A 21,247-nucleotide genomic window follows, 5' to 3' on the forward strand; every position below is an offset into this window, starting at 1 on the left:
ATCGCTTTCTACTCGGAGTTTCCGGCGTTGGCCAGCGCAAGGAGTTCCTTGACGCTCGAACGGCCGGGGCGCGGGGCGGGATCGTTTGGTGAGAGGGCGGGCAGTTCCTGTGGTCGCGACCGAGTGCCGACAGCGTTGTGTGCGACCGGCACAGATTCAGAAGGGGATTCGGGTTCCACAGCAGCGACGAGTTGGTCCTCGATGCGCGGATCGGCAGTGATGTAGCCGCCGGCGTGAACAAGGTGCGGTGCTCGGATATTCACGCGTTTGCCGTTGATCTTCAGCTTGGCCTCAGGCGATGCGAAGACGGCCTTTTTGACCCCTTGAGCGACAGATGCCGGGCTGCGGCCGGCCAATCGGAGCTTGCCGACGACGAACACCGTGCCGCCACAGCATGCAACGAAAAATCCGACGTTCCACGTGATGCTGTCGCCGAGCCACAACGGATGCAGGAGCCACAGGATTGCTCCGACAGCGGCGCCACTGACGGCTTGAGGGACTGTGTAGGGGCCGAAAGGAAGCTTCTTACCGTCGGGTGTGCGGCCGATCAGCTGAGGAATACTTCGAGCTGTTGTGAAGTCCTTGATGACTTCGACGTTGTTGTCGTCGTTCATGCGTGCACCGACTCGCGTGAGGAGTTCTGTCGGTGTGCTCGTGTGGTCGCGTCCGTTGCCGCGGTGGTTACCACGGACATCTGCAGTCCTCCTTGTCAGGGTCGGTGAAGGGCGATTCGACTGGTCTCCGGTCGCCGTTTACACCGGCAGATCCAGACTCGGGTCCGGCGCTTCTACGACCTGCACGACAGAGATGGCCAGGTCCTCTCCGGTTCGGTCCTTGAGGGAGTCCATGTTGAAGACAACCCAGAGCGCTGCAGCACCGATGAGGGCGGAGACGACCAGCCGGGCGATCGTGAAGGACTGCATCAAGTTCCGGAGAAGGAAGTACAGGACCAGGCAGCTGGCTGCAGATTGGAGGGCGACCTTTCCGTTGTTGGTCAGCTCTCCGATCTTGTCGAAGACACCGGCGGCGACGATCGCGGTGTTGGGGTCAGCGGCGGCGAGTGCGATGAACATGATGGGTCACCTTTCGGTTCGAGGAGTCAATTTCCTGAAGGGGAAAACAGTGGGACTTCGCCGACAGCTGGAAGCGACGATCCGGGTGTTTGGCTTGGCGCGGGAGCCTGAGCCGGCGCTACGGATGTCGATGCGGAAGTCGACGGAGCGCTCTTCGGAGTCGACGGGGACGGGGCGCTCGTGGTCGACGAATTGACTCCGCTGCGAGGAGCAGTAGCGGCAAAGAGCGGCGTTGAATCGATGGCGCTGACTTCCCAGCGACCGCCGCGGGAAGTCATCGTCAGCGCGTACTGACCGTTGACAGATTCGGCGTCGGTGATCTTCAAAGATGCAGTGATCAACAAGCGCACAACGTCGCCATCTGAACGCGGTGCCGCCGAGTTCGACGCACTGAGATCGACCGAGGAGAGCACATCGGTGAGTGCGATGCTGCGGTACGGCGCCGGGACGATCGGCGCGATGGAAACCCCCGGCGTCAGGTAGCGAGCAACCTCGCCGTTGCCTGTCAGAAGTGCGGCGAGGAACTGGTTGGCCGACGTTCCGATCGGGTGATTCGCGACGCGGAACTTATATCCGAGTTGAAGGTCTACAGCTGTCGACGGCTGCGCAACTTCGGAAGGAAGTGTGGCGGCGCGCGCACCGGATTCGGTCACAACAACAGGAACTTGGAAGTAGCGCCGAACGATTGTTGCGGAGGCATCGTTGGCGGGGCGTACCGAGACCGATACCGTCACGGCGTAGGTTCGTGCGTCGCGATCGAAGACAATTGATGCGATGGCGGGGTCCGTCGCAACGTAGAGCGCAGATGCCGGAATATTCGGTGGCGTGGCAACGAACCGTTCGATCTCACGCTCGTTTCCTCGGCTTCCTTGAAGCCACGCCACGACCAGTTGACGGGCTACATCTTCGGCTTGGGCTTGTGCTGCGGTGTCAATGCTTTGCGCTTCGTTGTCAGTTGCTTTGACGACTGCCGGAGTTGACGACGAGCCGAATACGACGAGCAGCAGTGAGACAATTCCTGCGACGAGAGCGGCGATGATCGCACCGCGAATTGCGCGTGTAGTCCACTGCTGACGAAGGCCCCACTGGACTCGCTCTGCGCGCACACGCTCCTCTACTTCATCGACGATCGTCTCGGTGGAATCGGCGGTTGCGGAACCATCCTGCTTCGGTTTCGGAGTGCGCCCGAAGTTGTTGATCTTCTTCCAATCAATGTTCATCGGATACCTGCCTCGGACGGCTGCTCTGACGAGTCGAGTTCTGATTCGCCATCCGGGATGTCGGCGCTCATTGCCCGCGCAAGCGCTGCACGAGCGGCCGGCACCTCTGCGAATACCAACAACGAGAGCGCGGCGCTGGCATCTTCGTCGAATGGGTTTCGTGTGAGAGCCGCAGCGACTCGACGGATCTCCTCAGCAATGGCATGGGCGTAGCCGAGATCGTGCAGTAGCGCTTGCATCGAGTCGTGCATCCGGTCCTCCTGGCGACTGGCGAGTGTGAAAGCCGCACCGAATTTGTGGGCTTCTACTTGTAGGAAGATCCGGGCGCGAAGACCTGAGTGACAGAGCTCGCCAAACTTTTTTCAAAGTTTTTTCCGAGCGCGGCCAGGTGCTTGTTGCCAGAGGTTCAAACGTGCACGTCGATGCCTTCGATGCACGCGCATCCACTCACGGCAAAGCGCGCGGCAACAACATCTCCGGCAACAACAAACACTCCCCTGGCAACAACAAACATGCAGGTCAGAGGCAATATAGGGCTGCTCTACTGGGCGCGAGACCAACCTCGCACGCGCACAGAGGAGACCCGTGGAAATGTCCACCCACGCAGCAACCGCACCCAGCCATTCGTCGTCCGCCCTGCCGTCCCACGACGCGACTCGAGGCGACCTCTACAGCCGCCTGAACACCGAATGGATGCAGCTGTGCGCACGACCCTCAGCAGCGGCAGAGGTGCTCACATGGTCGGTCAATCAGCCGGCCTTGAAGCAGGTGCAAGAACTCAACGACTTGGCTGGCGCCCATCGCCTCGATCGCGACGCCGTACTGCTGGCACTGTTGACCCTCCACCAGGAGGGCAGCGTTCTCGCGGGGCGAGCGCTGTTGCAGCTGATGCTCGGGAAGTTGATCTCGTTGACCCGTCACGCGCGGGTGGCCGGCTTCGATTCCTACCACGCTTACGACGAGCGTGCGGCCACCACAATCGCCACTTTCATGTCATTGATAGCCGAGTATCGCCCGTCCGGCGAGAACATTTATGCAGCTCTCTTTTTGCGGACTTTGAAGAAGATCGCACACGAGAACACCTTTGCCGGTGAGATCCCCGCGTCGGATCTGATGGATCGTTCCGATGCTCCTGAGGCGGAAACCGAGAACCCATTTCTCGCCCAGGACTTGCTCGCTTGGGCTGTTCGGAACGGAGTCATCACCGGCACCGACCGAGCTTTGATTCAGCGCGCATATCTCGACCAGACCGACACCGATCTGACATCGATCGCGGCTGAGATCGGCATGACCTCGGCCGCACTTCGTCAGCGGCTCTATCGCGCTGTGTCGAAGATTCGGAACAGCGTAGGAACTTCGAATCAGACGTCGGATCATGCGCGCTTCGCCCGTGCATCGCGCAGCGCCCGGCCGATCGAACAGGCTTTGTGATGACTCGAACTCTCGACGCAGTTTCGTTGCTGGTGTGCTTCCTGATCGCTGGCTTCGTGATGAAGGAATCGTCCCTTCTTTTCGAGACTGCTGGAAGTTTCGACGCAGCGCTACGTATCCCTTCCGTGAGTCATCCCGAACTTTTGGGACAGCTGATGTCGCTCGCTCACCGCGCCGTCTTCACGGTCGTCGACCTTCTGCCGAACACCGTGACCGCACATTCGGGCAGCGGTCTTTCCACTTTGCCCTCGCTGTAATCGATGACGAAAAGAGATCTGTCATGACGACCATCGCTTCCCCATCTACCGACTACCGACGCGCCCGTTCGGTAGGTTCGGCGGCCCTTCTTACAGCAGCCGTGGCGTCAACTCTGCTCACGATCTCAACGCCGGGGACCGCTCATGCCGCACCGGCTTCTGCAGGCTGCCCCACTGCGGAGGTGGTCATGATGACGGGGACGTTCGAGACAGATTCGGGAGCAGATTCTTCGGTGGCGACGGGCCTTCTCAAGCAAGTGACTGATCCGCTTGTTCAGCAGTTCGGAAGCTCCATCAAAGTCACTTACCCTGCCTACGAAGCATCCGCGTTCAACAAGGGCAAGACTTACGGAACGAGTAAGGCCACCGGAATAGAGGCTGCCGCGAAAGTCATGCAGACCCGGGCAACGGAGTGCCCTAGTACTGTTTTCGCTCTCGGTGGTTACAGCCAAGGGGCGGATGTCGCGGGCGATCTGACGTGGCTGATCGGGCACGACAAGGGTCCGATTCCCGCGGAGAAGCTGATCGCGGTCGGCTTGGTTGCCGATCCCCGACAGAGTCCGAGCGAGGACAACACTCTCGTCGGTCCAGCTGTCGACGGAGTCGGTATTGCGGGGGCGCGGCCAGGCGGATTCGGAAAGACAGCCTCGGTAACGCGGTCGTACTGCGCACCTGACGACCTCTACTGCTCGACGAACAGCAACAAGGACGGGTTACTTGCCGGTCTCGGCCGAGTACTTTCACAGCCCCCTACTGCATCCGGTCCACAGCAGAGTGATGGCTCTCAGCCCAACACAGCGACCCTGCAGAACGCCCTGGTTTCGGACTACTCGAAGGTTGATCTCCCGGGCCTTGCCGGCAACGTCGACACTCTGCAGAAGCAGCTCCAGTCTGGTTCTCCCGACCTCGCCAGCGTGAGCGCAGCGGCATCCGACATTGCAAACACTCTGGTCCCTGTAGCGGATACGACCAAGTGGGTGACTCAGAATCCCGCCGTCGAACAATCACTCAAGTCAGCGGACGCATCGACGCCCGAGTTCACGGCCGGCAAGATCGTCGAGACGGTCAAGGGTATCGATGTGGCCGGCGCATTGAAGGCCGCCGATTCGATAACGAAGGCAGTCCAGGGAGCCACAGGCGCGGCGCAGGTGCCGCAGTTGCAGGCTTCCGTCGATGCTCTCGCCAATCAGGTTTCACCTTTGACGTCCACCCCGGCGGATGGGCTCTCCGTTGCCGCGAACGCGCTCTCGATCATCAAGCCGAGTGTCCTGATCGATCAGGTCACCCACATCGGGACGAATGCCTTCGCATTGGCCAACAACATTCCAGCTGTCGCCGACATCTTCACGACTCGGATCCCGCAGATCGTTCTCGATCCCGCGCTCGATCCCATGGCGAAGGTCAAGGCGGTGCACGCCGAGTTCGACCGAATCAATGTTCTCTTCGAACCACTCGTCAAGCTCGCTGCAGGACTGGACTACAAGACCGCAGCATCACTCATCGCGATGATCCCCGACCCGTCCGGTACCGCTCAGATCGTGTCGATGATCGTCGGACTCGTCGGCAACCTCGATATCATCGGTTTGGCCAACTCCGCCGGCGAACTGCAGAAGCAGCTCTGGCACGCGATCGAAACCGGCGATGTCATCGGAGCCGGTCTGGGTGCACTCCCCCACATCCTCGACTTCGCGAAGATCGCGGTAGGCACGCTCGGGGGTGGACAGAAGACTGATCCGGCCAAACTCGGAGCAGCGTCCGCATCGTCGGCGACCGGCCAGCAGCTAACTCAGCAGTCCCAGACAGGGGACCTTGGTGGGCTCGCTTCGAATCTCACCGCGCTGGCAGGTTCTGACGGCGCCGATGCACTGGCACAGATCGGGACTGAAGGACTGAAGTTCGCTTCGTTCATCGGTTCCGGAGCTCACCAGAGCTACGGAGAAATGGTCATCGACTCCGCTGGAACGACCGCCCTCCAGGATCTGACCAACCACTTCCGCGACGCGATTGCGAAAGTGACCGCCTGACTCCCCTGACCTCAACTCTGCACAAGGTCAGCAGTCAAACAATGAACCGCACGGCCAGGGAAGGGTCTCACCGTCCAAAGGTGGGGCCCTTTTCGCTTTCCCATTTTCTACATATCCACTCGTCACGTGCGAGAGAATTAGGGATGAGCAGACCGAGTGACGACGTTCGCCTGTTGACGATCTCAAACACTGTTTCGGATCGCCTCAAGTCACTCCCCGCAGACTATGAGGCCGCTTCAGCACTGATTGCCTCAGCTGCCTTTCAAGTGGGGTTCACTCGCATAGCTGCGGGACTGGCGCAAGAGATGGCTGGCCCCAAGGGTGACACGTACATCCATGAACGCTTCGCACCCGAGCAATTCGATGTCCTACAACTAGCCCCGATCGATTTTGCCTCGCGCACGGCCCTGACTTGCCTCGATCTTTGCGCAGCTGCTGCGTATCGACTGCGACGAGCAGGGCGGTTCGATCCCCATGGCGAGTCTGACCTGGAACACCTGAGGGAGGCGATCAGGAAGAACGGTGTGCAGCTCCACGAAGGCCAGGAACGGTGGCGCCAGGCCTTAATGGGCGATAACAAGTTCAGACTCCTCAAACTGGTGCGGGACCAGGTCACTCATCGAGCGCTGGAGAGACACACCACTATTGGCGAGGGCCCGCCGAAAACAACAATCACGATCGAGGGCAAGCCATACGACGGGACGGTCGCTACTCTTTTCGCCGACTTCGCGGAGTCCCAGTATCAGGCGTTCACCACCGCAGTCCTCGCCGATTATCCTGATCGTCGGTCCCCTACACAGAACAACTGATTTCGACACTTCAGATCGACAATGCCGCATCGGCAAGGATCGCAATCCAGTCCATGCTGGCAGCTACCCTCCACGCCATGGCAACTCCTTCACCGTTCGGCAACAGCGGTCGCGATCTGTTTGTTGTTCACGTCAATACCGCAGCGACCGACAACGGCGAGCGCCCGGTACGGGAAATTGCGGCAATAGACACAGGCAGCGGGCGATCGTGGGAGATCTCGCTGGCCAGTGGAGGCGCCTTGGTCGACGACGCGGCGGCCCTCCCGCTCGCAACGCTGGCCCGCAGCATTGAGGGACATATCGCGGGCGGCTTCCATCCGGAGGAACACACAGGGCTACTCAGGCACCTGTTCTCACAACTGGATCTGTTCCCAAAATGGCACCAGAACTCTGATACACGGCAGCTGACAGCCGGCGCATTGGGAATCCCACCTACCCATATGCCCACCACTGAACAGACCTGCAATCTATGGGGTGTTTCTGTACGGGCGCGCGGAAGGGCCGTCCAAATGGCTGAAGCGGCGGCAGCGTGCTTTGACGCGCTTGCCTACTTTTCTGCCAGCGACCGACTCCGCATGGTCGATATCCAACTGAATTGAGCCAGCTATGCCAAACCGAATGTCGAGACTGAAACTGCCTGTGGGACTGAACCTGTTCTTGCGGCGGTTGCGCTGGCGCCACGTCGCGTTCCTGTGGCTCGTCGCAGCCCTTCTACTGACTTGGATCAACAGGGAGGTGGAGACAGGGACAGTGACGCATTGGGTACTCGCCGTCCCTGTCGCCTTCTCCCCCGTGCTTGTTCTTTTCCTTTGGGTACTCGCAAACAAGAAGCGCTGAAGGCGCCCTCGTCGCTCCCCTCGTCATATTGCGGGCTCGTCGTCTTTGAAGAAATATCCGGTCAGCGCCGCCGCGATCAGATGCGAGCGGGATTTTGCGCCCAGTTCCGCCACAAGGTGGTCAATCACGTCGAAGTCGGCATGAAATAGTCGGTAAGTTACCTGCGTCTCACTATCGTCACGTGACGTTTTGGCGCGAATGCCGCGGGCTGCGAATAATCCCCCACCGATTCGACCGCCAGGGTAGAGCAGTTCCGGCAGTCGATCATGAGTCTCCTCGATCGCGACGATGAAAATCTGACCGTTCGTCATCCCCGTGCTCGCCCGCATCTCCTCGAGCTTCGCATGGCACCTTGCCGGCACCCGAACACTTGACGACTTCCCTCCCCCATCCAGGTCAGAGGAACGGTCGATTGACTCCCGATCTTGTTGGCTTCCAGCAGGTTCAGTCTCGGCGGGGCGATCCACATGCGCGGGTACTTCCGACCCTTGTTCAATTTCGTCGTTGTCACCCTCGATGTACGCGGAAGCGATGCTCTCGACCGATCGGGCCGCGGCCGAACGGAAGGTCCCGGCAAGTGGTCGGTGCCCGCCAGCCGACTGAGACGGGCCTTGGTTATGCGTGCTACTCACGTCAATCTCCGATACTGAACAGGGAACGAGACACGCTCGCTCAAAACCTAAAGTGATCTTGCTGAGAGTTATACAGCCCTCCCTGGACAGCTCGGGTGCGACGAGACACCTCACCCAAGACCCGCGAATCTTGCACCCAAGTCATATCCACAGCCGTTAGAGAAACCTATCGGATCATTTCGATACGACCAAGACGTAAGCGCCTAATTGCCTACATATGCGGAAGTGGCAAGCTCGATTCCATCACACGACCATATGCATGGCGTCCAACAAGCGTCCCAACCTCACATCAAATCCAATTCGACTGGCACATTATGCGACATTGGGACGCTTCTGGGACGCCTTTGAAAGTGAGTGGCAATGTTTGCGAAGCCGCTTGGCTGGTATGTCGGTATGACTGGCATGCGACCGTTGGAATGCCTTCAAGTTCCAAACAAGGCGATAAGCATGATTTGTCGGGACGCAACTAGTACTACTGATGACACACCACCGGTGTGGTGTCATCATTGTTCTATGACCGTTCCTGGCAGCGAGATGGGCCTCAAGCTCAACTCGGCATGGATCGACGATCTCCGCTGGCACCGCGACCAATACAGGCAGTCTCGATTTCAATGGACGAGCAGCGACGCCCTGTTGGCTGCGACCGAGTTCACTCGCGGACGCCAAAGCTTCACCACCCTGTCTGAACTGCGCGAACTAAGCCAAGCGCGACGTTCAGCCGCCGCATACGCCACAGTGTGCCAACGGGCATTCGGCGAGGCCGCCAGACATGCGCGCAGAGGCCTCGAAACGACCACATCCTGGTCCGCAGTTGCTCGCGAACTGGACACGACTGTGGTCACCTGCTCGGCGAGTTCCCACTTTTCGATCTGGTCGCAGGCGCACGAACGCACAAATCCCCAGGTAGCCCGGGTGCAAAAGATCGTCGACGGGCTCTATTTCTCTAATCCCCTGATCCGCGCGTGGGAGCTCAAGCAGCTCTGGGACCTATATGCGGCTGCCGAGGACATCCTCGAAGACACTTTGGTCGATCTAGCCGTCGAACTCGACGGATTTCGCCGGGCTGACGCCATCGCTCAGGCCGCAGATGTCCGCACCGTCGCCGGCCTCGGACATCGCATCAAGGCACAGCGTGCACAGCGTGGCGCCATCGGCGATCCACGACGAACCCCACATCAGTACAGCTAAACGGCTATTTCACGCACACCTTCACGCAAAGCAAGCCATGTTGAATCACGCAGAGTGAGTAGTGAGTCCGGGGCTCTAGAATTCTGATCACGCACCCGGTCACCCTCGCCTACAAGCAGGCGGATCCGTACGCCAATTGGCAACTGATTCCGCCTGTGGCACAGCATGTAGACCCGCACCACATGCCGTACGAGAACCCTTAGTACCACCCCGCACGCAAGCCCATCCTTCTGCACGCACATCATCCTGCGAGCGGTCACGCAAAACATCACGGATGTACACCCGCACATCAAACCGCTGTGCACTCCGCACCTGATCATGCGGAGTCTCACGCATAGAACCACGTTTCATCTCCCGTATCACCCCAGGCAGTCCAACACGCAGAAGACCACGTTTCTTTACACGCCATTTCATCCGCGTGTGTTCACGCATCATTATCCGCATTTCTTCACGCGTGATTCCCTGCAGCGACTCACGCGTGTTTACATACGTGTTCACATACGTGTTCACATACGTGTTCACCTGCGATTACATCGGCATGCAAACACGCGGCATTACACGCGGCGCCGCTTGCCGACCCACATGCCTGAACACATACGGCCCCACACGCGTGGCATACCGCGAGTTGTCCAGGACCCCTGCTAACTTTCCTTACAGACCACTCGTCAGAAACCAACGTCCATTGGGAGAACCACCATGTCTGTAGATGCCGTTCCAACGACACCCACTCATCAGCAACTGCCTGCCTGCTTCGGATTCTTCAACGGCAAAGGGGGAGTGGGCAAGACCTCACTCTGCGCGAACACCGGAGGCTTACTCGCTGCCGGCGGCTACCGGGTTCTCTTGCTTGACTTCGACCCCCAGGCCAACTTGTGCCGCGACCTAGGGTTTGTGAAGGAGGACGGCGTGCCCTTGTTCTCAGCCCTCTTGAGCGGGTCGGCACCGCCGATCATCCAGAACGTCGGTGGTCGCGAGAATCTCGACATCGTTCCAGGCGGCCCGGCAATGTTCGACCTTGCCGCAGTCATGGTGTCCAGGCAGCAACGCCAGGGAGGCAAACGACTAGGACAGCTTCTACTGGCCATGTTGCTGCAAGTGGCCGCAGACTACGACGTCATTATCTTCGATACCCCTCCGACGGATCTCACGATCATCGAAGCAGTGATGGAAGTAGTCCACGCTGTGGTCATTCCAATCCGCGCAGATGATGCCAGCCTCGACGGCATGGAAACGATCGCCGGCCAGTTCTCGGCAGCACGAGACGGAGATCCGGAACGAAACCTTCCTGCCGTGAACCCCCAGCTCCAACTCGGCGGGATCTGCCTCTTCGGCGTCAGCTCACGCGCAACCAAACTTGACGCAACGATTCGGGAAGCAGTCGAGGAGATGATCGGCGATTCGGCCCCGACTTTCGAATCTCGGATCCGCACGATGGAAACCACCGCCTTCGACGCGCGACGCCAAGGACTTCTGGTGCATGAGCTCGAGGAACGATCGGCCGGGGAAACCGCATCACGGATCGCAGCGCTGAGGAAAGGCACGAAACCAAAGGATCTGATGCTCTCGCGAAACGCCTCTGGCCTGGCCGAGGACTACTCGAACCTCACCCGCGAGATCCTCGTACGGATGTCGACCATCACCGCTGAGAGGGCTTCGGCATGAGTGAAAATAGGGTCCGCAACCGCAAGAGCATTGCCAAGTCTTTCGCCCCGAAGCCCAACCGAGCAGAGGGACTCGCTGGTCTCTTGCCCCCGGCCGGCGGGCTGCAGCCTCGCCGCACTACGAGCCCACAGACACCGGACACGGCTCAACCCCAGATCGACTCCACAGCTCCTCACCCGCCGACTCCCAAACGAGTCACCGACGCCCCTCAACCCGCCGTCTCGGCGCCTGAATCTCCAGTGCGGGTGCAGCCGATGGAACCCGAAGCTGTCACCGTTCCAGTCGCACCACCCCACGCGCCTCCTGTTGTCGTCGAGTCTCCACCCGCAGTCACCGAAGCGCCCCCAGCCCAGATTCTGGAAGAAGGAAATCCGCCGGCTGCAGATACCTCGAAGGTGACTGTCACGGCCTACCTGGATCGCACCACTCGCGACGCCTTGGTGAATCGTGCAGCCGAACGGCGATGCGATCACGCCGATGTTGCCATCGAGGCATTCGACGCAGTAGGCATCGAGCGACTGCGAGCCCTCTTTCAACCCGTCGCGGGCAGATCGTCCTCAGGGATTCCAGTCCATCAAGAGCCGTTCACGGTCAAAGGACCCGTCGAGACCTGGTTCCGCTTCACCACCGCTCAACGTGACTGGCTTGACGAGCAAGTGAAGGTCGTCGGTTCCAAATCGCGCAGCCGATTGCTCGCGGGCGTCTTGTCGTTGCACCTGCGGTCGCCCGCACGATAGTGGGGGACGACCTTCGAGGAGCAAAAAGTAAGCCTCGGAGGTCGTCTCTGCTTCCAGGCCCACATGAACGGCAGTCGAAGGTGGCATCGAATCGCCTGCCTTCGTAGCCTAAAAACAGATCGTAGATCCGGGCGAGCGCAAACGGCCGATTCGTGTCTTTGAAGCCGCTCCCCACCCCACTCCCCACCCCGCTCCCCACCTACGTGGGGAGCGGTTTTTGCCGCCTGAACTGCTGTTTCTTTCCACTCCCCCCACTCCCCACCAACTTCGCAGATAGGTCACACGTAGTAGTGGGAAAGTGCATGCCTCGCTAACCTGACTCCGCTTCGACTCGGCCCGTCCAGGTCTCGCGACATGATGCGCACGAAGATTTGTTGACCCCATCTGTCACACGGCGCGGGGCACGCGGATCTTCCTCTAATCAGAGGCATTCATTGCGAGGGTTGAGGGGATTTCAGACATGAGCAGCGCCGGGCACGACACGCTGACACAACCAGCATCACCGTTTCTGAATCAGAATCGATTTACGCTCATCCCATGGGACGACCAAGTAAAGGCGCGCGCCGGTGCCTCTCCGTGCGCGCACCCCTCAACCAGGCCAAGGTCTACGAACGTCGGGCAGACGAACTCGGGATCGATCTCGGGGACTACTGGGTGCTCGTCATGGCGCGCGCCTCGAACCTCGACATTCCTGATTACATCCTCAAGAAGTTGGATCCGGAGCGACTCCGCATCCACGACGCCCGCTATGCAGTTGATCGAACCCAGGCTGCTCGCGAAGCGACCGACGGCGAACTTTCGGTTCCAGCATGAGTTGGCCCTAGACAGCGAAAAACCCCCACTGCTTTGCCGGCCGGAGGGGGTTCTTCGATTCGATTTCAGTCCCGGGAAGCGACTTGCGAGGTCACTTTCCGAACTTCACTTACTCAAGTCCAGAGGACTTATGGCCATTCTAACCAAATTCCGAGCACACTCGCCATCCTTGGCGACGAGTGTCGCTGAGGCAATCGCATGACGGCGGCTGCATCGAGCGGCGCAGCGACGGGTCCTATGTCGTCGTTCGACCGCGTACGCATCGCGGTCGAGTCCAGTGGTGGGGTCCAACACCGAGGCCCTCACGAGTTGATGGCCTTATGCCCTGTCCACGCGGACCGACATGCGTCCTTGTCAGTGAGCTGGGTCAACGGTCACCGCGGCGGCATGGTGCTTTTGCATTGCCACGGCTGCAACGCCTCTGCTTTGGAAATTGCCGAAGGCCTTGGCCTGACCATGGTCGAGCTGTTCGACGAACCTCTTCCCGAGCGCGATGCACTCACTCGGGTCGGCCGTTCGGCTCAACAACGGAGTGCGGGTCGACGACGTCCTAAAGGCGGGCGGTTGCCGGCTCGAATCGCCGTAGCTGCACCAGACCCCAAGATTGAGCACAGTTGGGTTCGAGTCAGGGTCTACCCATACGTGTCGGCGGACGGCACCGTCGTCCAAGAAGTCATCCGCGAGGAATGCAGTTCCTGTGACGGCGCACGTCACAAGCAGTTCCGGCAGTTGTTTGTCAGTGCCAACGGCACCCGTCTCAAGCGCAAGCCCGACGGTTTTGATTCTGTCCTTTATCAGCTTCCCGCCCTCTTGTCCGCCCTGTCTGAGCGGTCACCGGTCTGGTTGCTCGAAGGCGAGAAGGACGTCGAGACCGCTGAGATATTGGGGTTGGTCGCGACCACCAATGCGCAGGGTGGGCTGAGCTTTCCAGTTACCTCCGCTGAGCTCTTCGAGGGTGCAGAGGTCCGCGTCGTCCTCGATAGAGATGGCGCTGGATGGAAGCGCGGCATAGAACTTGCGTCATTGCTAGGTGGAGTTGGCGCACAGGTTCAGTTGTTGCTCCCTGCGATAGTCACCCCGAAGTCTGATTTCACCGACCACGTCGAGGCTGGGCTGTGGTCGGACGAGGACGAATGGGGTGGGTTTACTCCGGTCCGTCCTGGAGAAGTCGCAGCACATAGCTTCGCTGCTGACGTGGTCGAAAAGCAGGCCCTTGTCGAGGTCGCGCTCGCTGAGGCTGTAGCGCGTATCGATCTAGCTGACACGCAGGTCGAGTCCGATGAAGAGTTGGTGCGCGCTCAGCGCTGGGCTTTGGAGGCTGAGCGCCGTTTTGAGCATCTGAGCGAGCTCGTGGACAAAGTCGTTCAGCAGGCAGCCGAGGAGGGGACCGAGTGGGCTGGCGAAGCCGTCGAGTCCGCGACGATTGCTTGGAATGCGTCTCGGGTGGCGGCGCGAGCTGCTCATGAGGTCGCCGGCGTCGCGATCCCTCCGCTGCTGCAGGATCCGGAGCTCGAACCCGCGCCAGTCACTGAAGCTAACGCGGACGAGGCCACCGCGGCGAACGGTCCGTCTGCGACATCGGTCGTGGTTCGCAATGGCATCCGCGGAACCAATTTCATCGCCCCTGTCTATCGAATCATCGAAGGGAACCTCGTCGAGATCGTCACCAGGAAAGACGGCGATCAGCAGGCAAAGTTGGTGCTGGATATCGATGCTCGCATCGTCGAGATGGAATATCTCGAAGTCACCGACGATGGGGTGGACGTCGACGAGCCTGATTTGATGGGCCGCGAAGCGATGGCCGGTCAGAGTGAAATTAACCCTGCCTCGCCGCAAGAGCTGACTGCGGTGATCATCGGATACACGCATCCGGACAGCCGTGAGTTTCTGCGGGTCCGGATCCCGGCAAAGGAGTATCGGGACTGCGCGTGGGTGGAAACACTGCCAGGCCCTCCTGCTTACGACAGCCGTCCAAGCGGCGTTGCAAAGCTTCGTGATGCACTCAAAGGAGCTGGCGGACGCGAGATTCGACGCGTTGTACGGTATCGATCCACCGGATGGCGACGGGACGCGCAAGGAAAATATTTCTTCGTACACGCCGGCGGTGCTATCGACGAGAACGGCGGACGGGTAGCACCTGTGCTGTTGACCGGCCCATTGAGAATGTTCGACTTACCTGCGCCCAGTTCGGATCCTGCGCGGATCCGGGCCGCGTTTCTTTGCGACTCGGCATCGATGCTCGAACGCACGCCTACCCGGGTCTCGGCAGCACTACTCGGGCATGTATTCAGGTCCGCGCTAGGCCCAAACCCGTGGGTGATGGCACTTGTCGGGTCTCCAGGGAGCTACAAAACCTCGCTTGCCTCGTTGGCGATGCATCACTGGGGCGAGAAATGGGACCGTCGACGTCCTGCTTCATCGATGTCAGGTAACGGTGACACGTTGAATGCACTGCGCATCAAATTGAATGCTTCTAAAGATGCCCTTTATTGGGCCGATGACGTCGCTCCCACGCGTGACTTCGCCACCGCCCAGAAAGCTCTCGAAGAGTTCGCTCGTCTGGTTCACAATGGTGAAGAGCGGTCACGGAGCACCCGGGACGGTCTCGGAATCCTTGACGGGACACCACCCCGCGCTTCTGCCCTGATTACGTCGGAGATCATGCCGAGGCCAGGGTCAGCAGCTCAAAGAATGCTCGTCATCCCTCTCCAGGCGTCAGAGATCGATCTGAATGTTCTGAAAGAATTGGATGGCCCTGAATCCCGCCACGGACGTGCCCTGGTAATGGCCACTTATTTGCAGTGGCTGTGCCCCCGCTTGGATGAAGTTCGTTCCGCCGCTTTTGCAGCAGGCGAACAGTACGCCAATCAGCTGAGAAAGGGCGGCGAAAGCGTACGTCAAGCCGACGCTTTGGGCTCATTGTGGGCCGGCTGGCATGCCATGTCACGCTTCCTTGTCGAATTGGGCGCGTTGACGGAAAACGAAGTCGCACATATGGGAGACCTCGTAGCTGTCGGTCTAACCGATGCCGCGTCCGCGGCGGTCGATCCTGACCTCCCGATGCGACCGGGCGCCCGGGTACGTGAGCTTTTGATACACGCATTGAGGAATGGGCAAGCATACGTCGACGACGTCGAAACTGGTGAGGCGCCAAGTGACTGGTCGTTGGCCAAGCGACTTGGCTGGCGGCGCAGCGTTGTCGGGGAAACATCTGATGGCACCGCTCGGTGGAGAGAGGAGGGTCGAGGAATCCGTCTGGGTTATGTCGTCGCCAACCCACGGCCCTGCGATGGGGAACCGCAGATTCTCATTGATTTGCTGGCCCTTGAGCAGGTCCTCAAATCCGCCGGGCAGATGTTGACCGATTCCTTGCAAATTGATCGGGGCACTGCACTGCGCGCACTATACGACGAAGGTGTGCTGATCGCGGAAGAGCGGAAGGGCCGGATGCCCCGCTACACCGTGCAGCGAATGATCAAGTGCGAGAACCGTCGTCAACGAATGGTCGCACTACGCCTGCACAAGTTGTTCGGCGAATGTTCGGACGATTTTGAGGTGAGAACGGGATCTGACGATCCCCACGGTCCGGTACCGGATAGCAAGCCTGCCGACCTTCCTACAGACATCGATGGACGGGACCTTCACGATTCGCCAGATGAAGCGCGAGCGAATTCGTCCATTACCGGGTTCGCAGTATCTTCGCCAATCCCGTCCAACGAAAAAAAGGGTCTAACCAGCTCTGTCACTGACAAGGAGCCTGAAATGGCGATTGAAACCGATGCAGAGGGATTCTCCGCAGACGGGTTCCAGATCTCACCTACATCTACCTGCGCTCTCTGCCATGGCGACGAAGCTGGCTGGGAGATCGACGGACTCGTGATGCACCTCCCGTGCTGGTGGCAGAGCACCGCTGCTTCTCGGGCGATTGCAGCTGGCACAGCCGAAAATCAGGAAGAAATCGAACCTGCTACCGAACCTTCACCGCTGGTAGCGCTGGCACCGAAGGGCCCTGAGACTCGCCCGAAGGTAGTGAAGACGGCCGGCAAGGAGAAGGCGGCCGCGTTCACTGCGCCGGCTGCAGTACTCGATGTCGACGGTGTATGGCTGCCGGACGGCACTCGCCACGAGCTGGCTACTCCGATCGCGCATGTCGGAGATGTCGCCGAGTTGGTCACGACGCTGAATCTCGGGACGTGGACGTCTGACACGTGGTCTGTGCCTGGTCAGATCTGGATCACCGATGCGATGGCGCAGAAAGTTGGTATTGACACCAGTTCGTTGGGGAAACGCAACAGGAATGATCGACTCAAGGAGCTGTCGGCTGAATCTGCATTTGTGACCGATGCGCTGGCTCAGGGATGGCAGCTTGGCGGGCAGCCGGGGGACCGGCTAGGGACGTGGACTCGTGTGTGGCGAGGCGAGGCACGTGGCGTGTGGGTAGCTCTGATTTCCGGGATGAGTCAGGATCCGAAAGAGATGCCTGTACTTGGTGACTCTCCTACCGCAGCCACGTTGGCAAGGCGGCTTGCGTTGTTGGCCGGGGCGCTCCGATTCCCGTGGGCTGTGAGTCCTGCATCGACCGGGATCGACTTGATGATCGCCGCGCGCCCCAAGGAATGGAAGCGGATCTTCGCGCCGTCCGACTCGGATTTTGCGAAGAAGTTCCAGATCTTTGAAGCCGATATCGATTGGTCGCGAACCCTTTCCGATTCAGAGGCGAAATGCCGCTACGTTCATGCCTTCGATCGCGGCGGTTCCTATGCTGCCGGTATTGCTGGTCTCGAATTGCCGATCGGGGAGCCAGAGCATCACCCGGATGGGATGGTGTTCGATCGCAAGCTTCCGGGATACTGGCTGATCGAAATCCCCGACGCAGCGGACTGGCGTTACCCGAATCCCTTGAATCCGATGGGGCTGTCTGTCTCCGAACCGAAGTGGGTGACCACTCCGACTCTCGAACGCGCTGCCCAACTCGGTTACGAGCCGGAGATCTTGGAAGCATTCGTCTGGCGAGATCACGGGCGCGTTCTGGTGCCGTGGTACGAACGCATTCGCGATGCGCGAACCGCCTTGGATATCGAGGGTGACACCGATGCACTGTTGGCGCGTGAGCAGAACAAAGTGATTTACACGCACACCATTGGCATGCTCAATTCCGACATGCATTTGGCCGGGCGACCCGGTTACTCGCCCGAGCGGCACCACCATATTGTCGCTAAATCTCGCGCGAACATCATGTATAGGATCGCGAAGATCGGCGAGGACAGCGGAGTGTGGCCTGTAGCGGTCACCAAGGACACCGTCCTGTACGTCTCCGACGAGCGCGATCCACAATTGGCGTGGCCTGGAGATCAGAAGCAGTTCGGGCGGGGGTTCGGGAACTACAAGCCGGAAGGATCGGCGCTGTTGTCCGACCACCTGCAGTATTTGGACGGCAAAGGTTATCGGGGGAAGTCGGAGCTGATTGCTCCGAACGAGTGGGCAGCTAGTGCGGAGGGGAGTGATTCCTGATGGCACGCAACCCACTCAGTAGGGCGTCGTATTCGCGCATCGCAGACAGTCTTTCCGACTTCGGGTCTGTCGTGGCCGGCCGAATCAATATCTCGCGAGCAGCCAAAGAGCTTCGTGTCACTCAGACTGCCATCCGGGAAGTCTTGCGGGGGGAACGAGGAAAACTTCAGGGGGAGTTCTTCGGGAAGTTGACCGGCCGGCAAGGGGCCGACATTTCCGGACAGCCAAATGCGTCGAACCTGAAGGCTCAGCTGCTGGCCGCTTACGGACCGGGAAAGCGCAGCGAAATCAACACCGCTGCAGCGGCACGTGATTTGGGTGTCTCCAAACGAACAGTCGAGCGTTGGCTGGCTCCCGAGGGCCGACAGCGAATTGCGAAGCCACGCACCGAAACCTTGAATGCATTGGCCCGCAAAGCGAAACAGTCCGCGTCCACTCGAACCTCACGTAAAGAAGCGATGTCGAGCGTACGCAGCAGCGCACGAGGAAAAGCACTGTCGAACTTCGGCGGGAAGATCAAGATCGACGCGGTACAGGGGCCCGGCACCCGGGAGTATGCGCGGGACCGAATGATCACCTTGGCCCTGACACCCGACCAGGTTGAATCCATGTGGAGCGCCTACGAAAATGGGGGCGACAAGGGAATGATCAATTGGATGAACAGCCGAGCCCAAGACTATGTCGGCGGCTGGGAGTTCTACCAAATCAATAGCTTCGACGTGGAACGGTAAGCGGCGATGACTTCTCGGCGAGGGCCGCGGTGGACACGCAAGCGACTCGAAATGATGCTCCGGACCTGTTATGGCGAGACCGAGCGCGGGGGAGTGGACGTCGCGGTCGTCGCCGAGGCTTGCGGGGTTTCAACGCGCACCGTGCGACGGTGGCTTTCTGGCACCAACCGCCAGCTTGCGGCGATCCCTTCTCCTCGGTTGGCGCAGTTGCGTCTGCCGGCGCCGGATTCGGAGCTGCGCAGCCAGCAACAAGCCGATTACGCCCGCGACGCCATAACTTCGATCGCATTACCAAAAGGTCGAGGAGTTCTGCCAGCGTGGCGTGATCGTGGATGGCTCGATTCGCACGTGGTTGCGATCGTGGACCTCGCGGGCAAGCCGTGGAGGCAGGTTGTCATTAGTAACGGTTCAGCGCGGTCGATGAAGGAGTTCCGCCGTAGAGGCTCGATCGTTGACCTCACGACGCTGCCTACTCGTTTCCATGGTGTCGTGCTGGCCCACGAGGTCATACAGGAAGTGGAGCCATGGCGTGTTCACCCCCGACCTCAAATCCTGGCTCAGGGCCGAACGCAGGTCTGGTCCGATGACGCGCCGGCTGTCGACCTCTCGGTGTTAGCTGTGGCGAGAGAACTGAAATGAACGGCAGATAAGGACATGAACATGAATCCCACCAACAGTGCAATCGAAGCTCGCGTCAGCGCTGTGCTGTCCGAGTTCTTGATCGATGACCAGGCAGGGGCGTCGCCGGCCGGCGCGACTGATGTGTCGTGGCCGGCGGAGAGCCTTCCGTCGTGATCGAATCCGTAGGCCCACAGCCTTGGCAACGCGTCAAAGATCCACAACCCCTGCCGACGGCGTCGAAGCCGGCGCTCCTGGCGGGGCACTTGCGCGACCTCGATGACGAAGCGCTCGGCCGGTTGATCCGCGATCACCTCGTACCGCTCGACTCCGAACGCGGATATCGGGTGCGGTGGAACAGTTTCTGGGCGACCTTGGGTTTCGACCCAGTTCTACGAAACCGTGCCACCTCTATCATCAATGGGTTTCTCGACCTGGCCGAGTCTGCGCTCGCAGCAGATGATCAGGATGCCAACCAGTCCAAACGGACCGGGAAATTCTTCGACCGATGCGAAGGTGCGTTGGACCGCATTCTCAACCGCGCCGACGAACCACTGGCTTGGGCCGGCGCCGCTGCGGCATCGTTCAATCCGGCCGCAAGGATCGTGATCGACAAGCTGATCTCAGCCATCGATCAGCACCGCCGCGATGGTGACAATGAAACCCTCTGGGCGACACTAGATCACATCAAAACTGGGGATCTAGGAACGTCCGCACCGCGGCTCCGTCGCTCTCAATATCGAGAGTGACGGAGCCCCATCAGTCTGAAGAAACTCGATCCCTCGACCACTTTCGCTAAATTGCTGGTGAAATCACTCAGGATTCCGTTTTGCGTCGTACGCAGCGATTGCTCGTCGCACTCCCGCAGAGAAGTTTCCGCGGAGCATGCCAACCACTTTGTCAGTGCCATCATCAGGTGGCGACGAATTGATCGTGCTCGCCACCATCCGCGCAACCAGGGTTCCTTCGTTTGCCAACAGCCGACGCAGCAGATTTGCGCGGTCTATGTCGCCATCGACTGGCTTTTCACGGGCTATCTGACGCGCTATCACTGCGCGCACCCACGGGTCCGTGTCCCGCGACATCGCAACAAGGACGTCAAATCTGTTCGCAGATTTCTTTCCTGACACTACTTCGACTGCCGCTGCACGCTGGTATACGTTGCCGCGCATAAGGTCCCACAGTTCCTCATCCGAGATCGCGTCAGGTCGAACAGCCGCCAATGCAGCTGCCGCGGAACCTCGCACGTCCTCATCACTGAAACTAGGTGTAGGAGGAACGGACGTTGGTGACGCGGTGCCGGCGGTAAGCGGCGGGCGGTCGTCCTCCGCGTGCTGAATGCGGTCGGTGGTAATTGTAGTGAACATTCCAGACTTCGACGGCGATGCGTCGTTGCTGCTCGCTGCTGTATTCGCGGGAGTAGAGAAGTTCTTCGGCGAGGATGCGGTTGTACCGTTCGACTTTCCCGTTGTGTTTCGGGGTGTACGGCTTGATGCGGTAGTGCCGAGCTTCGCGGAGTGAAACGGTGAAATCTGCTGCCCGATAGCATGATCCGTTGTCGGTGATCACGCGCTCGATACGGGTGATGCCGTGTGCGGCGAAGAAGAGTCGGGCGTTGTTCATGAAATCGATGGCTGTTGCGGCGGTTTCGTTGTCGCGTGCCTCGGTGTACGCCAGGCGGGTGTTCCCGTCGATCGCGGAATG

General features: G+C 59.9%; 20 protein-coding genes. 14 read left to right on the forward strand and 6 right to left on the reverse strand.

What is annotated here, in order from left to right; genetic code table 11:
• Nucleotides 1-8 precede the first annotated feature (8 nt).
• The 4 genes from ABWI03_RS31140 to ABWI03_RS31155 form a co-directional block, all read right to left on the reverse strand.
• Nucleotides 9-614, reverse strand: coding sequence for a hypothetical protein (locus tag ABWI03_RS31140; RefSeq protein ID WP_003944259.1), 606 nt, complete (start codon nt 612-614; stop codon nt 9-11).
• A gap of 138 nt (nt 615-752) precedes the next feature.
• Nucleotides 753-1,073, reverse strand: a complete 321-nt coding sequence (locus ABWI03_RS31145) for a hypothetical protein (protein WP_209922981.1) — start codon at nt 1,071-1,073, stop codon at nt 753-755.
• Between the two features lie 26 nt (nt 1,074-1,099).
• Complete coding sequence (locus ABWI03_RS31150) at nt 1,100-2,293, reverse strand: conjugal transfer protein (RefSeq protein WP_209922983.1); 1,194 nt, start codon at nt 2,291-2,293, stop codon at nt 1,100-1,102.
• Nucleotides 2,290-2,544, reverse strand: a complete 255-nt coding sequence (locus ABWI03_RS31155) for a hypothetical protein (RefSeq protein WP_182262178.1) — start codon at nt 2,542-2,544, stop codon at nt 2,290-2,292. Before ABWI03_RS31155 ends, ABWI03_RS31150 begins: the two co-directional genes overlap by 4 nt.
• A gap of 340 nt (nt 2,545-2,884) precedes the next feature.
• Here ABWI03_RS31155 and ABWI03_RS31160 point away from each other — a divergent pair, with 340 nt between their 5' ends.
• The 5 genes from ABWI03_RS31160 to ABWI03_RS31180 all read left to right on the forward strand — a co-directional run bounded on the left by ABWI03_RS31160 (nt 2,885) and on the right by ABWI03_RS31180 (nt 7,413).
• Nucleotides 2,885-3,724 carry a sigma-70 family RNA polymerase sigma factor gene (locus ABWI03_RS31160; protein ID WP_209922985.1) on the forward strand — a complete coding sequence of 280 codons (840 nt, stop codon included), beginning with the start codon at nt 2,885-2,887 and terminating at the stop codon, nt 3,722-3,724.
• On the forward strand, nt 3,724-3,981 hold the full coding sequence (locus tag ABWI03_RS31165) for a hypothetical protein (protein WP_182262180.1): 258 nt from the start codon (nt 3,724-3,726) through the stop codon (nt 3,979-3,981). Before ABWI03_RS31160 ends, ABWI03_RS31165 begins: the two co-directional genes overlap by 1 nt.
• A gap of 23 nt (nt 3,982-4,004) precedes the next feature.
• Complete coding sequence (locus ABWI03_RS31170) at nt 4,005-6,005, forward strand: cutinase family protein (RefSeq protein ID WP_209922987.1); 2,001 nt, start codon at nt 4,005-4,007, stop codon at nt 6,003-6,005.
• A 305-nt stretch (nt 6,006-6,310) separates the two neighbouring features.
• Nucleotides 6,311-6,814, forward strand: coding sequence for a hypothetical protein (locus tag ABWI03_RS31175; RefSeq protein WP_298783079.1), 504 nt, complete (start codon nt 6,311-6,313; stop codon nt 6,812-6,814).
• Between the two features lie 77 nt (nt 6,815-6,891).
• Nucleotides 6,892-7,413, forward strand: coding sequence for a hypothetical protein (locus ABWI03_RS31180; protein ID WP_232508943.1), 522 nt, complete (start codon nt 6,892-6,894; stop codon nt 7,411-7,413).
• Nucleotides 7,414-7,674: 261 nt separating this feature from the next.
• On the opposite strand, the gene ABWI03_RS31185 is transcribed toward ABWI03_RS31180, so the two are convergent.
• On the reverse strand, nt 7,675-7,962 hold the full coding sequence (locus ABWI03_RS31185; protein ID WP_003942447.1) for a hypothetical protein: 288 nt from the start codon (nt 7,960-7,962) through the stop codon (nt 7,675-7,677).
• An 834-nt stretch (nt 7,963-8,796) separates the two neighbouring features.
• On the opposite strand from ABWI03_RS31185, the gene ABWI03_RS31190 reads away from it, so the two are divergent.
• The 9 genes from ABWI03_RS31190 to ABWI03_RS31230 all read left to right on the forward strand — a co-directional run bounded on the left by ABWI03_RS31190 (nt 8,797) and on the right by ABWI03_RS31230 (nt 20,292).
• The gene (locus ABWI03_RS31190) at nt 8,797-9,471 is read left to right on the forward strand and encodes a hypothetical protein (protein ID WP_003942436.1); all 675 of its coding nucleotides are present in this window, start codon (nt 8,797-8,799) and stop codon (nt 9,469-9,471) included.
• Nucleotides 9,472-10,167: 696 nt separating this feature from the next.
• The gene (locus tag ABWI03_RS31195) at nt 10,168-11,133 is read left to right on the forward strand and encodes a ParA family protein (protein ID WP_003942441.1); all 966 of its coding nucleotides are present in this window, start codon (nt 10,168-10,170) and stop codon (nt 11,131-11,133) included.
• Entirely contained in the window at nt 11,130-11,870 is a 741-nt protein-coding gene (locus ABWI03_RS31200; RefSeq protein ID WP_037130214.1) for a hypothetical protein, read from the forward strand. Before ABWI03_RS31195 ends, ABWI03_RS31200 begins: the two co-directional genes overlap by 4 nt.
• Nucleotides 11,871-12,407: 537 nt before the next feature.
• Nucleotides 12,408-12,683 carry a hypothetical protein gene (locus tag ABWI03_RS31205; RefSeq protein ID WP_037130212.1) on the forward strand — a complete coding sequence of 92 codons (276 nt, stop codon included), beginning with the start codon at nt 12,408-12,410 and terminating at the stop codon, nt 12,681-12,683.
• A 198-nt stretch (nt 12,684-12,881) separates the two neighbouring features.
• A complete protein-coding gene (locus ABWI03_RS31210; RefSeq protein ID WP_037130209.1) occupies nt 12,882-18,194 on the forward strand; it encodes a telomere-binding protein in 5,313 nt (1,770 codons plus the stop codon).
• The gene (locus ABWI03_RS31215) at nt 18,194-18,925 is read left to right on the forward strand and encodes a hypothetical protein (RefSeq protein ID WP_003942446.1); all 732 of its coding nucleotides are present in this window, start codon (nt 18,194-18,196) and stop codon (nt 18,923-18,925) included. The genes ABWI03_RS31210 and ABWI03_RS31215 overlap by 1 nt, the downstream gene beginning before the upstream one ends.
• A gap of 6 nt (nt 18,926-18,931) precedes the next feature.
• The gene (locus tag ABWI03_RS31220) at nt 18,932-19,564 is read left to right on the forward strand and encodes a helix-turn-helix domain-containing protein (RefSeq protein WP_037130206.1); all 633 of its coding nucleotides are present in this window, start codon (nt 18,932-18,934) and stop codon (nt 19,562-19,564) included.
• A gap of 21 nt (nt 19,565-19,585) precedes the next feature.
• Nucleotides 19,586-19,720 (forward strand): hypothetical protein, encoded by a 135-nt coding sequence (locus ABWI03_RS31225; protein ID WP_256931494.1) that lies wholly within the window; start codon nt 19,586-19,588, stop codon nt 19,718-19,720.
• On the forward strand, nt 19,717-20,292 hold the full coding sequence (locus tag ABWI03_RS31230; RefSeq protein ID WP_003942445.1) for a hypothetical protein: 576 nt from the start codon (nt 19,717-19,719) through the stop codon (nt 20,290-20,292). The genes ABWI03_RS31225 and ABWI03_RS31230 overlap by 4 nt, the downstream gene beginning before the upstream one ends.
• A 514-nt stretch (nt 20,293-20,806) precedes the next feature.
• Here the strand turns inward: ABWI03_RS31230 and ABWI03_RS31235 are convergent.
• Nucleotides 20,807-21,247: integrase core domain-containing protein (locus tag ABWI03_RS31235; protein ID WP_353799033.1), on the reverse strand; the 441-nt coding region annotated here is incomplete at its 5' end.

Source organism: Rhodococcus baikonurensis, from assembly GCF_040489275.1.
GTDB lineage: Bacteria > Actinomycetota > Actinomycetes > Mycobacteriales > Mycobacteriaceae > Rhodococcus_F > Rhodococcus_F baikonurensis.

What these genes read in the sequence shown, in the direction of transcription:
- ABWI03_RS31210 (WP_037130209.1), top strand. Translation starts at nt 12,882, where the DNA reads ATGACGGCGGCTGCATCGAGCGGCGCAGCGACGGGTCCTATGTCGTCG.
- ABWI03_RS31165 (WP_182262180.1), top strand. Translation starts at nt 3,724, where the DNA reads ATGACTCGAACTCTCGACGCAGTTTCGTTGCTGGTGTGCTTCCTGATC.
- ABWI03_RS31220 (WP_037130206.1), top strand. Translation starts at nt 18,932, where the DNA reads ATGACTTCTCGGCGAGGGCCGCGGTGGACACGCAAGCGACTCGAAATG.
- ABWI03_RS31180 (WP_232508943.1), top strand. Translation starts at nt 6,892, where the DNA reads ATGGCAACTCCTTCACCGTTCGGCAACAGCGGTCGCGATCTGTTTGTT.
- ABWI03_RS31195 (WP_003942441.1), top strand. Translation starts at nt 10,168, where the DNA reads ATGTCTGTAGATGCCGTTCCAACGACACCCACTCATCAGCAACTGCCT.
- ABWI03_RS31175 (WP_298783079.1), top strand. Translation starts at nt 6,311, where the DNA reads ATGGCTGGCCCCAAGGGTGACACGTACATCCATGAACGCTTCGCACCC.
- ABWI03_RS31155 (WP_182262178.1), bottom strand. Translation starts at nt 2,544, where the DNA reads ATGCACGACTCGATGCAAGCGCTACTGCACGATCTCGGCTACGCCCAT.
- ABWI03_RS31185 (WP_003942447.1), bottom strand. Translation starts at nt 7,962, where the DNA reads ATGACGAACGGTCAGATTTTCATCGTCGCGATCGAGGAGACTCATGAT.
- ABWI03_RS31190 (WP_003942436.1), top strand. Translation starts at nt 8,797, where the DNA reads ATGACCGTTCCTGGCAGCGAGATGGGCCTCAAGCTCAACTCGGCATGG.
- ABWI03_RS31205 (WP_037130212.1), top strand. Translation starts at nt 12,408, where the DNA reads ATGGGACGACCAAGTAAAGGCGCGCGCCGGTGCCTCTCCGTGCGCGCA.
- ABWI03_RS31145 (WP_209922981.1), bottom strand. Translation starts at nt 1,073, where the DNA reads ATGTTCATCGCACTCGCCGCCGCTGACCCCAACACCGCGATCGTCGCC.
- ABWI03_RS31140 (WP_003944259.1), bottom strand. Translation starts at nt 614, where the DNA reads ATGAACGACGACAACAACGTCGAAGTCATCAAGGACTTCACAACAGCT.
- ABWI03_RS31225 (WP_256931494.1), top strand. Translation starts at nt 19,586, where the DNA reads ATGAATCCCACCAACAGTGCAATCGAAGCTCGCGTCAGCGCTGTGCTG.
- ABWI03_RS31160 (WP_209922985.1), top strand. Translation starts at nt 2,885, where the DNA reads ATGTCCACCCACGCAGCAACCGCACCCAGCCATTCGTCGTCCGCCCTG.
- ABWI03_RS31170 (WP_209922987.1), top strand. Translation starts at nt 4,005, where the DNA reads ATGACGACCATCGCTTCCCCATCTACCGACTACCGACGCGCCCGTTCG.
- ABWI03_RS31150 (WP_209922983.1), bottom strand. Translation starts at nt 2,293, where the DNA reads ATGAACATTGATTGGAAGAAGATCAACAACTTCGGGCGCACTCCGAAA.
- ABWI03_RS31215 (WP_003942446.1), top strand. Translation starts at nt 18,194, where the DNA reads ATGGCACGCAACCCACTCAGTAGGGCGTCGTATTCGCGCATCGCAGAC.
- ABWI03_RS31200 (WP_037130214.1), top strand. Translation starts at nt 11,130, where the DNA reads ATGAGTGAAAATAGGGTCCGCAACCGCAAGAGCATTGCCAAGTCTTTC.